The organism is Bradyrhizobium sp. USDA 3262, assembly GCF_054060035.1.
Map to the genome: position 1 here is coordinate 609,375 of NZ_JBSSCT010000001.1, position 16,713 is coordinate 626,087.

Consider the following 16,713-nt stretch of genomic DNA (forward strand, 5'->3'; position numbering starts at 1 on the left):
ATGGCTTTTCCGCATCATTGAGCGCAAGACAACATCGCAAGCAGAGCATGGCCGAACGGCCAGCCCGAGCCAATCAACACGAGGAACGCTGTGGTGGAGAGTGAGAACATCGTCGCCGAGACCGCGGAAAAGATTTTCGCCGATCTCGCGGATGCCCAAACCATCAATCACGACAAGCAGGGCGCATGGAAAGCGCCGCTGTGGCAGGCGCTGACCGAAGCCGGCCTGCCGCTGTCCTGGGTGCCTGACGATCTCGGCGGTTCCGGCGCCAGTCTCGCCGAAGGTTTTAGCGTCCTCAACGTCGCCGGGCGGCATGCGATCGCTGTTCCGCTGGCCGAAACAATGCTGGCCGGCTGGCTGCTGACGCAAGGCAAGATCGCCTCGCCGGACGGCGAGATGACCGTGCTGCCGGCAAGCCCGAAGGACCGCGTGACGCTCAACGCCGACGGCAGCCTCTCCGGCCGCGCCCGCGGCGTGCCGTTTGCCAAGGACGCAAGGCATTTCGCGGTGCTGGCTGTTGGCAATGGCGGGGTGTCGATTGCGCTGGTCGATGCCGCGAAGGGCCGGATCGAATCCGGCATCGGGCTTGGCGGCGATCACAACGACACCGTCACGCTCGACAAGGTGCAGCCGGTCACAACCAGGCCGGCGCCGAAGGGTTTTGACCAGACCACGCTGATGCTGATGGGCGGCGTGGTGCGGTCACTCCAGATCGCCGGCGCGCTGGAAGCGATGCTCGACATCTCCGTGCGCTATTCCAACGAGCGCGTCGCGTTCGAGAAGAAGATCTCGAAATTCCAGGCGGTGCAGCACAACCTCGCCCGGCTCGCCGGCGAAAATGCCGCGGCGCTCGCCGCCGCGACCTCGGCGGCGGATACGATCGTCAACGCCAAGTCGCTGGACACTGACGCAGTGTTCCTCGAGGCCGCAGCGGCCAAGGTCCGCTGCTCGGAAGCGGCGGAGAAAGGCAGCGGCATCGCGCATCAGGTGCATGGCGCGATCGGCTTCACCATCGAGCACATCCTGCACCGCTACTCATTGCGTGCGCTGGCTTGGCGCGACGATTTCGGCTCGGAGAGCTACTGGGCGGTCGAGCTCGGCAAGCTCGTCGCGAATCGTGGCGCCGATGAATTGTGGCCGCTGGTGGCTTCGCGCTGAGATCAGGCAGAAAGATCAGGACTGGACATCATGACTGCAGCCCTTCGTTTCGATCCGATCCGCCTGCCGGAAAAGTGCGAGCAGCTCCGCAAGGAGGTGCGCGCCTTCCTCGCCGAGGAAATCGCCGCCGGCACTTTCGATCCCCACGCGCCGAACCGCGAGGACAATGACGCGCCGGAATTCTCCCGCCGCGTCGGCGCCAAGGGCTGGCTCGGCATGACCTGGCCGAAGAAATATGGCGGCCAGGAACGTTCGTTCCTCGAGCGCTATGTGGTCACTGAGGAGATGCGGGTGGCGAACGCGCCGACCCGGCGCTTCTTCGTCGCCGACCGCCAGAGCGGGCCGGTGCTGCTGAAATACGCCCCCGAGCACATCAAGATGGACATCCTGCCGCGGATCTGCCGCGGCGAGGTCTGCTTCGCCATCGGAATGAGCGAGCCGAACTCCGGCTCCGACCTGTTCGCGGCGAAAGACCCGCGCGACCAAGACCGACGGCGGCTATCTCATCAATGGCACCAAGATCTGGACCTCGTCGGCGCACATCGCCGACTACATGATCGCGATCTTCCGGACCTCGCCGCCGACCAAGGAAAACCGCCGCCACGGCCTGACCCAGTTCCTGGTCAAGATGAAGCAGCCGGGCATCCAGGTGAATCCGATCGGCCAGATCACCGGCCAGTTCGAGTTCAACGAAGTCGTGTTCACCGACTACTTCGTGCCCGACGATCACGTGCTGGGCGAGGTCGACGGCGCCTGGAAGCAGGCGACGTCGGAGCTCGCCTATGAGCGGAGTGGTCCCGAGCGTTTCCTCGAGACCTATTACGTGCTCACCGAGCTCGTGCGCGCGGTCGGCAAGAACCCGGACACCCGCAGCGCGGAGGGCATCGGACGCCTGGTGGCGCAGGTGCACACCATGCGCCGCATGTCGGTATCGGTCGCGGGCATGCTGCAGGCCGGCAAGGAGCCGGTGGTGGAGGCATCGATCGTCAAGGACATCGGCACGGTGTGGGAGCAGCAGCTGCCGCATCGGGTGCGCGATCTCGCCGCGTTCGTCGAGGAGACCGCGACCAACCGCGAGACCCTGGAAAAGCAGCTCGATTTCGCCATCAAGACCGCGCCCAAGCTGACGATCCAGGGCGGCACCACGGAAGTGTTGCGCGGCATCATCGCCCGCGGACTTGGCCTGCGCTAGCCGCGCGGGCTCGCCTGCGCTAATTCAACGAGGACAGATCATGACCAAGTACACTGATATCGGCGTCGAAACCCACGGCCATGTCGGCCTGATCGAAATCCGAAAACCCCCGCTGAACTTCTTCGACGTCGCGCTGATCAACCAGATCGCCGACGCGCTGGAGGAGTTCGACAACAATATCGAGATCCGCGCCTCGGTGCTCGCCGCCCAGGGCAAGGCGTTCTGCGCCGGCGCCAATTTCGGCGATCCGGCCCGCCAGGAGCAGGAGGAGCGCGCCAAGAGCGATCCGGCTTCCAACCTGCCGATCAACCATCTCTACGTCCAGGCGGTGCGCATCTTCCGCAACAAGAAGCCGATCGTCGCGGCGATCCATGGCGCCGCGATCGGCGGCGGCCTCGGCCTTGCCGTCTCCGCCGACTTCCGCGTCGCCTGCCCCGAGGCGCGCTTCTCGGCCAACTTCACCAAGCTCGGCTTCCATCCGGGCTTCGGCCTGACCGCGACGCTGCCAGAGCTGATCGGCAAGAACAATGCCGAGCTGATGTTCTACACCAGCCGCCGCGTCACCGGCGAAGAGGCCTATCGCTGGGGCCTCGCCAACGTGCTGGTGCCGCAGGACCAGGTGCGCGCCGAAGCCATGAAGCTCGCGCAGGAGATCGCCGAATGCTCGCCGCTCGGCCTGGTCTCGACCCGCGCCACCATGCGCGCCGGCCTCGCCGACCGTGTGCTCGCCGCGACCAACCATGAGCTCGCCGAGCAGACCAAGCTGCGCGCGACCGAAGACTTCAAGGAAGGCGTCAAGGCGACGGCCGAACGCCGCGTCGCCAACTTCAAGGGGCGGTGAGGCCTTTCTCTCTCAACGGCCGTTCTCTCTCAACATGGTCGTCCCTGCGAAAGCAGGGACCCATACGCCGCGGCCAGCGAAAAGGGCACAAGCGGCGTTACCTTGCTCCGCCAACACCATTCGGTGGTTATGGGTCCCTGCTTTCGCAGGGACGACGGTGGGGAGATAGTACGCTAACCCCTCGGCACCACCAGCGCGTCGACGATCGTCACGCCCTGCCCTTCCGGGTGCACCAGCACCGGATTGACCTCGATCTCGGCGATCTCGCCTCGGTGCTGCGCCGCCAGCACCGAAATCTGCGAGATCAACCGCACCAGTGCCGCGACATCCGCCTTCGGCGCGCCGCGGAAGCCGTGCAGCAGCGGCGCGGCCTTCAGCGTCTCCAGCATCGTGGCCGCTTCAGCCGCGCTCACCGGCGCGGGGCGATAGGCCACGTCCTTGAACAGTTCGGTGGTGATGCCGCCGAGCCCCACCATCACCATAGGCCCGAAGGTCGCGTCCAGCATGGTGCCGATGATGATCTCGACGCCTCGCCTCGCCATCGGCCCGACCAGCACGCCCTGAATTTCAGCGCCCGGCCGCTGCTTCTGCACCGTCTCCAGCATGTCGCGATAGGCCGTGAATGCCGCACCCTTGGCGGCGATGTTGACGCGGACGCCGCCGACCTCGCTCTTATGCGCGATCGCGGGCGACTGAATCTTCATGACCAGTGGAAATCCGGCGCGCTCGATCGCAGCGTCGAGCCCGTCGCGGTCGGTCACCAGCACCTCATCCGGCAGCGCAATGCCGGCCGCGCGCAGCAGCGATTTGCTGTCATATTCGGACAGTGTCTTCGACGTGAGATGCCGGGAGAGATCGTGCGCCGGCGACGCTGATGCCGCGATCTCCGGTGCAGGCTTGAAGCCGGCATAATCAGCCAGCCGCCGCATCGCGACGCCGACATGGGTCAGCCCCGAGAGCACTACGACGCCCGACTTGGCAAGCTCCTGCCGCGCGAATTGCGACGGCAGCGTGTAGGAGTAGAACACCACCGGCTTGTTCTGCGCCGCGATCACTGGCTTCAGCTCGGCTTCCTTGAACGGCATCCGCGTCTCGCTCGACAGCGACAGCACGACCAGCGTCGCGTCCACTTCATCAGACGTATCGAACAGCTCGATGCTCTTCTGCAGCCCGCCGGAGGAGACGCCCTGCGCGGTGACGTCGACCGGATTGCCCGCCGCGCCATAGGACGGCATCCATTGCTTGATCTGGCTCTGGATCGCGGCCGAAAGCTCCGGCACGCGCAGGCCCTGCATCGAGACGGTATCGGCGCCCCAGATGCCGGCGCCGCCGGACACGGTCAGCACCGCGACGCGATCGCCCTTCGGCAGCGGATTGGTGGTCAACACGGCAGCAATCGTCACGGCCTCGTCGAGATCATTGGAGACGATGAAGCCGTATTTCGCGAACACCGCATCATAGGCCGCCGACCAGCCCGCCATGCTCGCGGTGTGCGAGGCCGCCGCGCGCTCGCCGGCGCCGGAGCGGCCCACTTTAGTTACGATCACGGGCTTTTTGAGCTCTGCCGCGCGCTTCGCCGCCACCAGGAACTTGTCGACGTCGCGGATGCCCTCGATAAACAGCAGGATCACGTCGGTCGAGGCATCCTGCACCATGTAGTCGAGGAACTCGCCGGCGCCGAGATCGCTCTCATTGCCGGCGCTGACGACATAGCTGAGCGCGACCCCGAGCGCCTTGGCGCGATGATAGATCGCAAAGCCGATGCCGCCGCTCTGCGCGACGATGCCGATCCGCCGCTTGCCGGCGACCAGATCGGGCGCGTCCGGCTTGACGTCGACGGTCGGGCTGAAGGTCGCGGCGACCTTCTGCGCCTGGCTGTAAAACCCTTCGGCATTGGGACCCGAGATCCGCATCCCGGTCCGCTTCGCCAGCGCCACGATCGCGTCCTGCATGTCAGCGCTGTCGCCGCCCTCTTCGGCAAAGCCGGACGAGATGATGACCGCATTCTTCACGCCGGCGGCCGCGCACTGCTCCAGCGCCGGCAGCACCGCACGCGCGGGAATGACGATAACGGCAAGATCGATCGGCGCGCCGATCTCGGCAACCGATTTGAAGCATTTCAGCTCGTCGATCTCGTCATAGTTCGGATTGATCGGATAGAGCGCGCCGGGATAACCGTTCTTGCGCAACATCGCGAGCAGCCGCCCGGGAATCTTCTCGTGATCGCGCGAGGCGCCGATCAGCGCGATGCTTTTTGGGGCGAAGAAGGTATCGAGCGGATGCGGCATGGGGCGCGTTCCCGATTGTTGTTGTTGCGCTCGACGATATTGAATCGTCGCCGCTAGCTCAACCGCCCTTCCCGTCATCCTGAGGTGCGAGCGGAGCGAGCCTCGAAGGATGGACGGCCACCAGCCGGGCCGTGCATCCTTCGAGACGCGCTGCGCGCTCCTCAGGATGACGGGAAATAAAGACACATAGCCCGGATGGAGCGCAGCGCAATCCGGGAACGCTCCATCCGCGAAGAGCGCGGCCCCGGATTTCGCTTCGCTGCATCCGGGCTACGAAATCACGCCGTCAGCTTGAACGTCACGCCGCAGAGCTCGAACTCATCGCGATTCACCGCACAGCCCCTGGCTTTTGCGGCCTCCAGCACCTTCGCCTTGTCGGCGACCTTGAACGTCAAGCCGCTCATGATCTCGCTCTCGCCCTTGACGAAGCGGAAGGTGCTGTTCGGCAGCTTCACCACGGTACCATCGGCGGGAATGCCGACGATCCTGCCCCAATGCGCCGCCAGCGCCTGCGGCTCGGGGCTCTGCATCTCCACTTCGGTCAGCGCCAAGGTCGTGTCCTTGCGGATCGACTTCGGCCAGTCCGGGCCGGCCGGCGGGTATGGTCCCAGGATGTCGTCGCTGCCGTCGGTGTGGTTGAACTCGATGAAGGCAGCGCGGCAGTCGCGCGGGTGCAGTTGCACGCCGTGATACGGCGCGTGCGTGATCACGTTGGCGGTGCGCACGCCGATCGCGTTGGCCTTGGCGCCGCGCGCGTCGGGATCCTCGCAAGTGAAGATCGCCATATAGCCGCCGCGGCCGCCGGTCTTCTCGATGAAGCGGCCGGCCGCCGTGCCCGGCCCCGGCTCGAACGGCGCCACGACTTCGAGCAGGATTGTATCGACCGGCAGCAGCGCATTCTCGAGGCCGTATTTCGCGACATTGCCGTCGCGATAGCAGACATCGAGGCCCATGATCGCGGAGATGTCCGCGATGACAGGCGCAAGCTGCGGTGCCACCAGGCAGATCTGCCGCAGCCGCATGTACTCGGCCATGGTTACTGCCCCTGGAAGGTGGGCTTGCGCTTCTCGACGAAGGCCTTGGCCGCTTCCTTGTGGTCGGTGGTCTCGCCGGCACGCGTGTGGTGGATCGCCTCGCCGTCGAAGCAGGCTTCCAGCGTCATGGTCTCGGCATTGTTGATGTTGCGCTTGATGTAGCCGAGCGCCACCGACGGCCCCTGCGCCAGCGAGCGCGCCAGTTCCAGCGCCTCGGCCTCGACATCGGCATCGGGCACCACCTTGGAGACCATGCCGAGGTTGTAGGCTTCCTGCGCCGACAGCACCGGCGACATCATGTAGAGCTCGCGCGCTTTCGCGCTGCCGAGCATCTTGGTCAGGAAATAGGTGCCGCCGTAATCGCCGGAGAAGCCGACCTTGGCGAAGGCGGTGGTGATCTTGCAGGAGGCGCTGGCAACGCGGAGATCGCAGGACAGCGCGATCGAGAGGCCCGCGCCGGCCGCGGCGCCGTCGAGCTGCGCCACCACCGGCTTCGGCATCTGGTGCAGGATGCGCGAGACCTCCATGCCGCGGCGCAGATTGGCCATCTTGGCCTCGAACGGCAGCGGTGCGCGGCCTTCCGCCATCGACTTGACGTCACCGCCGACGCAGAAGGTGCCGCCGGCGCCCCTGATCAGCACGGCGCGCACCTCGGTGTCGTCCTGCGCGCGCCGCGCCGCCTCGACGAGGCCGCGCGTCATGTCGGGATTGAGCGCATTCCGTCGATCGGGGCGGTTCATTGTGATGGTGAGCAGGCCCTTGTCGAGGGATTGGAGGACCATCTGATTGTCGCTCATGGCGTTTTGCCTTTCGTTGTTGTTGGTTGTTGCCACGTCGTTCCGGGATGGTGCGCTAGCACCAGACCCGGAACCTCGAGATCCCGGGTTCGATGCTAACGCATCGCCCCGGGATGACTGCGTGACTTCGTCACTTCGTCACTTCTTCACCAGCGGGCAGCGCGACTCCGACAGCGGCTGGAAGGCCTGGTCGCCCGGCACGGTCGCCACCAGCTTGTAGTCGTCCCAGCGGCCCTTCGATTCCGACGGCTTCTTGACCTCGAACAAATACATGTCGTGCACCATACGGCCGTCCTCGCGGATCTTGCCGTTCTTGGTGAACATGTCGTTGATCGGGGTCACCTTCATCACCTTCATGACGGCGGCCGCATCGGTGGTGCCGGCGGCCTTCACCGCCTTGAGATAGTGCGTCACCGAGGAATAGACGCCGGCCTGTGCCGAAGTCGGGACCCGCTTGGTGCGTTCCATGAAGCGCTTGGTGAAGGCGCGGCTGTCGTCGTTGAGATCCCAGTAGAAGGCTTCCGCCAGCAACAGGCCCTGCGCGGTCTCGAGCCCGACGCTGTCGATGTCGGTGACGAAGGCCAATAGCGGCGACAGTTTCTGGCCGCTCTTGGTGAGACCGAATTCCGCCGCCTGCTTGATCGCGTTGATGGTGTCGCCGCCCGCATTGGCAAGCCCGATCACCTTGGCCTTCGAGGCCTGCGCCTGCAGCAGGAAGGATGAGAAATCCGAGGTGTTGATCGGATGCCGCACGCTGCCGAGCACCTTGCCGCCCGACTTCACCACGACATTGCTGGTATCCTTTTCCAGGTCCTGGCCGAACGCGTAGTCCGCGGTGAGGAAGAACCAAGTATCGAGACCGGAATTCACCGCGGCAAGGCCGGTCACATTGGCCTGCGCGAAGGTGTCGAACACGTAGTGCACGGTATAGGGGCCGCAGGCCTCGTTGGACAGGCGGATCGAACCCGGACCGTTGAACATGATGATCTTGTTGCGCGCCTTGGCGATCTCGGCAGCGGCGAGCGCGGTCGCGGATGCTGCGACGTCGAAGATCATCTCGACGCCCTGGTTGTCGATCATGTCGCGGGCGATGTTGGCAGAGAGGTCGGCCTTGTTGAGGTGGTCGCCGACCACGATCTCGACCTTGCGGCCCAGCACCTCGCCGCCGAAATCCTCCACCGCCATCTTGGCGGCGGTTTCGCTGCCCGAGCCGGTGATGTCGGCATAGAGGCTCGACATATCGAGGATGCCGCCGAGCTTCAGCGGAGGCTTGTCCTGCGCCAGCGACGCATTCGCCGAGATCGCAAACGCACAGGCCAACACGCCGGCCAAAACTCGTCTCATTCAAATCCTCCCTTGCAGCGCGGACCTCGTTCCATCAGGTCCGTTTCGAGGGCCGGATCATGCCGCATGGCCTGCACTGCAGCAAGCCGCAGCGGCAGCAATCTGTTTTCCGCTAAGCGGAATGAGGTGCCGCGCCGGAGCTTCCAGCCGCGCTGCGATCAGAGATGAAAGTCGGGAACGGTCTGATGGGGCGTTCCCGCCGGCAGACCGAGGAACAGGTACTGCATGCCATAATGTCCGGCGAATGCCGATGCCGTTTCATCCATGATGATGCGACCGCCCAGATCCAGATGCAATTCCGGCCGGGTAATGGCGCCGAGCGTGTAGGCCGGCACGATGGTCTCGTTGATATGCAGGGTGTCGAAGACGGCGGACACCGCCGAAAGCGAGGCCGCATTGCCGGCCAGGTCGACGACATCGGCGCCATTGGCGGCGAAGCCGGTCACCGCCAGCGAGCCGGCGCGATCCGTCGACGAAACGACATGATCGAACACCAACTTCGAGGAATCGCCGAGCAGCGCCGTTGCCGCAGCGTCGTAGATTGCGGTGCCGCCATCGTTCAGTGTCAGGCTCGGCGTGCCGCCATTGACGTGCACCGCCTCGTTGAAGCCGACCGTCAGCTGGACCAGCGAACCCGGCGTCGCGACGCCGCCGGAGGGCGTCGCGGTGATCCCGGTGAGATGAGGCGCCGTGGTGTCGAGCGTGAACGTCAGGCTCGACGACGCGCCGACGTTGCCGGCGGCGTCGACCTCCTGCACCGTCACGGAGTGCACGCCGTCGGTCGTAAAGACCGGCGCCGTCGTCGAGAAGCCCGACGCGCCGTCGGCCTTGTAGCGCAGCGTGTCGGCCGCATCGAACTTGGTGTAATCGATCAGCGCATTGCTGGTAATGTGGTCGGCGCTGGAGACGCCGGTGTCCCGGTGCAGCATTAGCGTCGGAGCCGATGGTGCCTTGGTGTCGCCGGTGAAGCTGACCGCGTTGCTTGCTCCGCCGGCATTGCCGGCGATGTCGGTGTAGCTCGCCCCGGCAACCGAAAGATCGGCCGACAGATGGTCGGTGACATCGGCCGTGAAGGTCGCGGTGTAGATATCGTGGCCTGCGCCGTTGATGCCGACATGGACGAGGCTGCCCAGCAGGCCGCCATGGACGGTGACGTCGCCAAGCCCGAAGCCCGCGACCGCCTCGGAAAAGGTGAACGTCATCAGCGCGGCGTCGCCGGCGTGCAGCAGGGTGTGATCGGCCACCACCGATACCGTCGGCGGATGCGTGTCGCCACCGATCGTCGCGGTATTGCTCGCCGCGCCGGTATTGCCTGATACGTCGGCATAGCTCGCGGCGGTGACCCGGATCGAGCCCGCGACGACGTCGTTGATATCGGGCGTGAAGATCGCGGTGTAGACGTCCTGGCCTGAACCATTGAGCCCGACATGGATCAGATTGCTGAGCGCACCACCGGCGACGGCCGTGTCGCCGAGCGCAAAGCCCGCGACCTCTTCGGAGAAGGTGAAGGTGACGGCCGAAGTCTGGCCGGAAAGCACCGTGCTCGGACTCACCGCAACCGACACAGTCGGGGCTCTGGTATCGCCGGTGAAATTGATGGCGTTGCTTGCCGCGCCGCTATTGCCGGCGACGTCGGTGTAACCAGACGCGGTGACCTGCACCGATCCGGCTTCAGTGTTGCTTTCGTCCGGCGTGAAAATTGCCGTGTAGACGTCCTGGCCCGATGCGTTGACGCCGAGATGGACCAGATTGCCCAACGCCCCGCCATGCACCGTGACGTCACCAAGCGCGAAGCTCGCGATTTGCTCGGAGAACGTGAACGTCACCAGCGCGGCCTGGCCCGCCAGCAGCGCGTTACGATCAGCCGCGATCGACACCGTCGGCGCCAGCGTATCGCCGCCGATCGTCGCGGTGTTGCTTGCCGCGCCGGCATTGCCGGCCACATCGCTGTAACCGGAAGCATTCACCTTCACCGAGCCGGTCTCGGTGTCGCTGACATCGGGCGTGAAGGTCGCGGTGTAGACGTCCTGCCCAGCCCCGTTGAGCCCGACATGCACGAGATTGGTCAGCGCGCCGCCATGGACGGTGATGTCGCCAAGGGCGAAGCCCGACACCGCCTCCGAAAAGGTGAAGGTCGCGACCGAGAGGTCGCCGGCCAGCACCGTGTCGGGATTGAGCGTGACGGAGACCGTCGGCGCCAGCGTGTCACCGGTGAAGTTGATGGCGTTGCTGGCGGCGCCGGCGTTGCCGGCCGTGTCGCTATAGCTCGATGCATTGACCTGCACCGAGCCTGCCTCGGCGTTGGTCACGTCGGGCGTGAAGGTCGCGGTGTAGATGTCCTGGCCGGCGCCGTTGACGCCGACATGCACAAGGCTGCCCAGCGCGCCGCCGCTGACGCTGACATCGCCGAGCGCAAAGCCCGCGACAGCCTCGGAGAAGGTGAAGGTCACGACCGCGGTCTGGCCGGCAAGCAGCGTACCATGGTCAGCTGAAACCGACACGGTCGGCGCCTTGGTGTCGCCGCTCAAGCTGATCGTGTTGCTCGACGAGCCGGAATTGCCGGCCGTATCGCTATAGCTCGATGCATTTACCTGCACCGAGCCAGCCTCGGCATTGGTCACGTCGGGCGTGAAGGTCGCGGTGTAGACGTCATGGCCGGCGCCATCGACGCCGACATGGGTGAGATTGCCCAGCGCACCGCCCTGGACGGTGACGTCACCCAATCCAAAGCCGCTGACGGCCTCGGAGAAGGTGAACGTGACAACCGCGCTATCGCCGGCAACCAGCGTGGTGTGATCGGCTGCAACCGCCACCGTCGGCGCCTTGGTATCGCCGGTGAAGCTGATCGCGCTGCTTGCCGCGCCGGCGTTTCCGGCGCCGTCGGTATAGCTTGACGCGTTGACCTGCACCGAGCCCGCCTCGGCGTTGGTAACGTCGGGTGTGAAGGTTGCCGTGTAGATGTCCTGGTGCGCGGCGTTGACGCCGACATGCACGAGGTTGCTCAGCGCGCCGCCGTTCACCGTCGTGTCCGTCAGCGCGAAGCCGGTGATCGCTTCGGAGAAGGTGAAGGTGACGGTCGAGGTCTGCCCGGCCAGCAGCGCGGTCGAGCTCGCCGCGACCGACACGGTCGGCGCGATCGCGTCGATCACGAGATGCAAATCGGTCGCCGCATGGGTCACGTCGGCGTCCTGGCCGCCGGGATCCCTGATCGTGCCGCCATTGAGCGAGAGGCTCTGCACCTGCAAATCAGACGTGCTGTCGCCGTCCTGCACCGTGTAGCTGAACACCAGCGCCTGCGAGCCGCTGCCGCTGAGATAGGTCGCGGCCTTGCCGTCATTGAGCAGCAATTCGGGCGCGCCGGTCACGCTCACCGTGTTGCTGAAGTTGACGGTGATGGTCACAACCTTGCCGGCGTTCAGGATCGTGAGGTGATCGGTGGTGTCTGCCGTGACCGAGGCGATGCTTGCCTGCGACCGGATTTCCAGATGCGGCGTCGCCGAGCCATCGGAACCAAGAAGCAGCGAGCCGGCCGAGGCGCCTGCACCAAAACTCAGGTTCAGCGATGCGAGCGTCGTGCCGCTGCCGCTCTTCACCAGCAACACGCCGTTCGCATAGGACAGGGTGGCCGTGGCGTCATAGGCGATGTTGCCGAAGTCGATGGTGTCGCCGCCGGCAAAGCCGGTGATCGACGTGCTGAACGAGGTGCCGGAGAATGCCGCGGTATCGAGCACGAGTTTTTCGGTGCTGCCGTCGGTGAAGGCGACCGCGCCGGTTCCCGCCGCGCCGTTCGCCGCCAGCTCGAGGATCGAGCCCTTGATGACGGTACCGCCCGAATAGGTGTTGTGCGCGGACAGCACCAGCCGGCCGCCGCCGGTCACCTCGACATCACCAGGCGTCGCGCCATCGGAGATGACGCCGCTTTGGGTAACGGTCTCGCCTGCCGCGACATTGAAGACCGGATCGCCGGCGACGGTAATGTTGCGGGTCTGCGTGAAGCCGTCCGTAAAGCTGATGCCGGTGCCGTCGCCGAGCTTCAGCACGTTGGTGACCGCGCCGAGATTGACGTTGGCGGAGATCGACACCCTTGTGCCGGCGCCGCTGACCGTAGTGTTGCCGGTGTAGGTGTTGTTGCCGCCGAGGACGACGGTGCCGCCGCCGCTGATCGCGAGCCCGCCGACGCCCGCATTGGCACCGGTGCCGCCATTGCCGCTCTGGTCCGCGATGTCGTTGGCGACAGTCAGCGTCTGGCCGCTGCCGGGCGCGAAACTGAGAGTGTTGTTGCCCTGAATGAAAATGCCGGAGCCGAAGCCCGAGCCACTGGCCTGGCCGATGCCGTTGGTGCCGCCCTTGACGGCGCTGAAGCCGGAATCATTCGACAGCGAGCCGCTCTTGATGGTCAGCGAGCCGCCTTGCTGAACGAAAACGTCGCCGCCCGCGCCAAGGCCACCACCGCCGCCCGGCGCGCCGTTGCCATTGGTGCCGCCATTGCCGCCACCAAAGCCGCCGACACCGCCGATGCCACCGCCGCCACCGAAGCCACCGTCGCCATTGTAGCCGCCGCCACCGCCGAAGCCGCCGTTGCCGCCATCGCCGCCGCCGCCGCCGAAGCCGCCATTGCCGCCATCAGCCCCGTTGCCGCCGCCGACACCGCCACCCGGACCGTAGGGTGCGCGGACGCCGCTGCCGATCCACCCCGCCGCGCCGCCGCCTCCACCGTTGGCGCCGCCTGCTCCGCCATACCAGTAAAGCTCGGTCCCGCCCCCGATCGAGACCAGGTAACCGTCGCTCCCTTTGCCGCCCCCAGCGGTGTTGGGGACAATGCCCGGTGAACCGTTTCTAAAGAGATCACTGTCCGCGCCCTGAGCGCCGAGGCCGATACCGCCGCCGCCGCTGCTTCCGCCGCGTCCGCCCATCCCGCCGCCGCCGCCGAAGCCGTAGCCGGAGCTGATACTGCCAGTGCCGCCGGCACCGCCGTTGCCGCCGATCGCCGCGCTATTGTGGAAGGTGACGTTGTCGATGGTGGCGCTGCCGTTCGACGAGATGAACAGCGCGCCGCCGAGCCCGGCGCCGCCACCGCCGCCGCCGCGAACGACGCCGCCGCCGGCGGCCACCGTGTTCTGGATCGTCAGGTTCTCGAGATTGACGTTGCCCGCATAGACGAAGAAGCCACGCTGGGCGTTGAGGCCGTCGATCGTATACGTGCCGCCGTGGCCGTCGCTGCCGTTGATCGTGACGCTCGATCCGCTCAAGAGATTGAGCGCGTACAGCTCCGACGTCAGGCTGAAGTTCGCCGTGATGTTGATTGTGTAGTTGGCATTCGGCGCGGCGTTCTGCCCGCCGGAATCCATCTGCAGGATGGCCGCGTTGAGCTCGGCGACGTTGGAGACATTGAAGACGCGCGTCGAGACGACCTGCACGATCGTTCCGCCGTTGGCATCCTGCGAGAGCTGAAAACTGGTCCCGGCGCCGACGCCGGCAAGGGTCAGCGTATCGGTCGTGGTGCCGTTCGAGATCGAGAGCGTGTTGCCGGACAGGCTGACCGTGTTGAGCGACGGATTCTGGGTGTTGTATTGCAGCCCGGTCAGGTCGATGAACTGGCCGGGATTGAAGTTCGCGATCGTGTTGGCGAACGCATTGCCGCTCAGCGCGGCATTGTCGATCTTCAGCGTGCCGGCGATGCCGGTCGAGAACGAGATGTTGCCGGTCCCGGCGGCGCCGGCCGCGGTGAGCCACACCGTGCCCGAATAGATCGTCGTGCTGCCGTAGGTGTTGGCGGCATGGCCAAGCACGAGCGTACCGCCGCCGTCGACGCCGAGATTGCCGCTGCCGGTCACGAGGGCGATGTCGGAGATGGTCTTGCCGTTCGCGATCGACAGGATCGAATTGCCGCTGACCGAGAGCGTGTCGTCGAAAGTGCCGCTCGATGTCAGCGACAGATGCGCGCTGCTCAGACCGAACGTCCCGGTCAGCCCGGCGAGCTGTCCCATCCCGAGTTGCAACGTGCCGGCGCCGGACAGCATGAACGTACCGGAGCCGCTGATCGAACCGGTGTCGGTGATCGTGCCGGACGAGATGTCGAAGGTGCCGCCATTGGCGGTGAGCTGAATATCGTGCGTGAAGGTGTAGCCGCCGGTCGTGGTCAGCGTGCCGCCGTTGAGGATCAGCGCACCGGCCGAGCCGCCGATGTTGTTGTCGGCTGTGATCGAGACGATGTTGCCGCCGTCGATCTGGGTGCCGCCGACGTAAGTGCTGGCGCCAGTCAGCGTCAGCGTGCCGCCGCCGGAGACGACCAGCTTGCCGGTCGTGCCGCTGCCGCTGATGCCACGTTCGTCGGCGATCGTGTCAGCTATCGTGAGCGTCGTCGATATCGTCGGCCCGCCCGCGAAGGGGGAGGAGATGGTGTGCGTCGGCGTGACGACCATCGTGCCCTGGATGAAGATGTCGCCATAGGCGGAGCCGTTGCCCGCACCATTGGCACCGGTGCCGCCGGTCTCGGTCGCATCCATCAAGGTGCCGCCGATCACGGTCAGCGTGCCGCCTTGCTGAACGAAGATGTCGCCGCCGGCGCCAAGGCCGCCGCCACCACCGCCGGCGAGCGAGCCGCTGCCGGCGCCGAATCCGCCGGTGCCGGGCGTGCCGTTCGAACCGCCGCCACCGCCGCCGAAGCCGCCATTGCCGCCGGTATGCGCGTATCCGCCGCCGTTGCCGGAGCCGCCGCCACCGCCGGCGAAACCACCGTTGCCGCCGCCATAAATGCCGCCGCCGCCACCGCCGCCCATGCCGCCGGCGCCGCCGAAGCCGATCAGGGTGCCCGACGGGCCGCCGCCCACCGAGTTGGCGCCACCGATGCCGCCGCCACCGCCACCGACACCGCCGCCGCCGCCACCACCACTCGCGCCGCCGCCGGCGTGCGCGCCATAGCCAATGCCGCCGTAATTGTCGGCGCCCTGTCCACCGCCCGCCGCACCTTCGATCGTCGCCGGTGTGCCGCCCGCGGTCTGCGCCCCGGTCGAGGGATGCTGGCTGTCGGAGCCCGCCTCGCTGTAACCACTGCCGCCACTGCCGTGGTAGCCGTAATAGTCTTGGCCACCGAAGCCGCCGCCACCACCGCCGCCACCATTGCCGCTGCCGCCATCGGCACCGATGCCGCCACCACCGCCACCGCCGCCGGCAGGATCGACCACGCCGCCATCGCCGCCCTTGGCCGTGTTGCTGCCGAAATTGACATTGTTCAGCGTGACGTTGGCGTTCTGTCCGACGAACAGGCCGCCGCCGAGACCCGCGCCGCCGCCGCCACCGCCGACCCCGCCATTGCCGCCGCTCGCAACCGCATTGACGATCGTGAGATTCTTGAACGTCACTGTGCCTGATGTGACGACGAAGCCTTGATAGCCGCGCGCATCGATGATGTCGCTGTTGTCCTGGCCACCGAGTTGATTGTTGTAGTCGGAGTTTCCGTCGAAAGTGAGCGTCGAGCCGCTCATCAGGTTGATGGCAGGCAGATCGTCGAGCAGCTGCAATGTGCGGGCGCTGCCGGAGGTCGAGAAGTTGATGACGTAGTCGGTGTTGGCCGCTGCCAGGCCGCCGCCGACGCTGATCGCCGAGATCGCGTTGTAGAGCTGGAGATAATCGTGGAGCGGATCGCTGGTCGTCAGCGTCAGAACAACGGGATTCGACACAAGGACCTCGGCAATATGCGTGAGCGACCGCAATCGGTCGCCCTTCAAAAAATTGCCGAATAGTTACCTTGCGCCGCAAGTCATTGGCAACAATAACGAATTCTCATTCCGCGCACGGAGTTGAGATCATGAATGGGTAAGGTTGACGCGTGTGAGGGCCGCTCGACGCACGATCGGACGGCAATTTTCGTCACGACGAGGGGCGGTGAAGACGAGTTCGTCCCGCGACAGGCGCGCATTGATGTGAAACACGAATCTCGCCTGTGCACGCGACGAGAAGCGCCGCAGAAAATTGACCACCGAATCAACGATGCATCCTCGATGCGATCTCGCTTCGCTTGTGGTGGCTCCGAAGCGATCTTTCCGTCAGACTGTCCTTG

7 protein-coding genes and 1 pseudogene are annotated in these 16,713 nt (G+C 65.8%); 3 read left to right on the forward strand and 5 right to left on the reverse strand.

Going from position 1 to position 16,713, the window contains the following annotated elements; all coding sequences use genetic code 11:
- Positions 1-90: 90 nt before the first annotated feature.
- The 3 genes and pseudogenes from ACVWYP_RS02915 (at position 91) to ACVWYP_RS02925 (ending at position 3,191) form a co-directional block, all read left to right on the forward strand.
- The gene (locus ACVWYP_RS02915) at positions 91-1,158 is read left to right on the forward strand and encodes an acyl-CoA dehydrogenase family protein (protein WP_304497669.1); all 1,068 of its coding nucleotides are present in this window, start codon (positions 91-93) and stop codon (positions 1,156-1,158) included.
- Between the two features lie 30 nt (positions 1,159-1,188).
- Positions 1,189-2,350: pseudogene (locus ACVWYP_RS02920) on the forward strand (acyl-CoA dehydrogenase family protein).
- A gap of 40 nt (positions 2,351-2,390) precedes the next feature.
- A complete protein-coding gene (locus ACVWYP_RS02925) occupies positions 2,391-3,191 on the forward strand; it encodes an enoyl-CoA hydratase/isomerase family protein (RefSeq protein WP_028341859.1) in 801 nt (266 codons plus the stop codon).
- A 173-nt stretch (positions 3,192-3,364) separates the two neighbouring features.
- Here ACVWYP_RS02925 and ACVWYP_RS02930 read toward each other — a convergent pair whose 3' ends face one another.
- The 5 genes from ACVWYP_RS02930 to ACVWYP_RS02950 all read right to left on the reverse strand — a co-directional run bounded on the left by ACVWYP_RS02930 (position 3,365) and on the right by ACVWYP_RS02950 (position 16,333).
- On the reverse strand, positions 3,365-5,479 hold the full coding sequence (locus ACVWYP_RS02930; RefSeq protein WP_304497670.1) for an acetate--CoA ligase family protein: 2,115 nt from the start codon (positions 5,477-5,479) through the stop codon (positions 3,365-3,367).
- A 278-nt stretch (positions 5,480-5,757) separates the two neighbouring features.
- On the reverse strand, positions 5,758-6,513 hold the full coding sequence (locus ACVWYP_RS02935) for a VOC family protein (protein WP_304497671.1): 756 nt from the start codon (positions 6,511-6,513) through the stop codon (positions 5,758-5,760).
- Between the two features lie 2 nt (positions 6,514-6,515).
- Positions 6,516-7,310, reverse strand: a complete 795-nt coding sequence (locus ACVWYP_RS02940; protein WP_028341862.1) for an enoyl-CoA hydratase — start codon at positions 7,308-7,310, stop codon at positions 6,516-6,518.
- A 138-nt stretch (positions 7,311-7,448) separates the two neighbouring features.
- Positions 7,449-8,654, reverse strand: coding sequence for an ABC transporter substrate-binding protein (locus ACVWYP_RS02945; RefSeq protein ID WP_304497672.1), 1,206 nt, complete (start codon positions 8,652-8,654; stop codon positions 7,449-7,451).
- Between the two features lie 158 nt (positions 8,655-8,812).
- Positions 8,813-16,333 (reverse strand): Ig-like domain-containing protein, encoded by a 7,521-nt coding sequence (locus ACVWYP_RS02950; RefSeq protein WP_304497673.1) that lies wholly within the window; start codon positions 16,331-16,333, stop codon positions 8,813-8,815.
- Positions 16,334-16,713 lie beyond the last annotated feature (380 nt).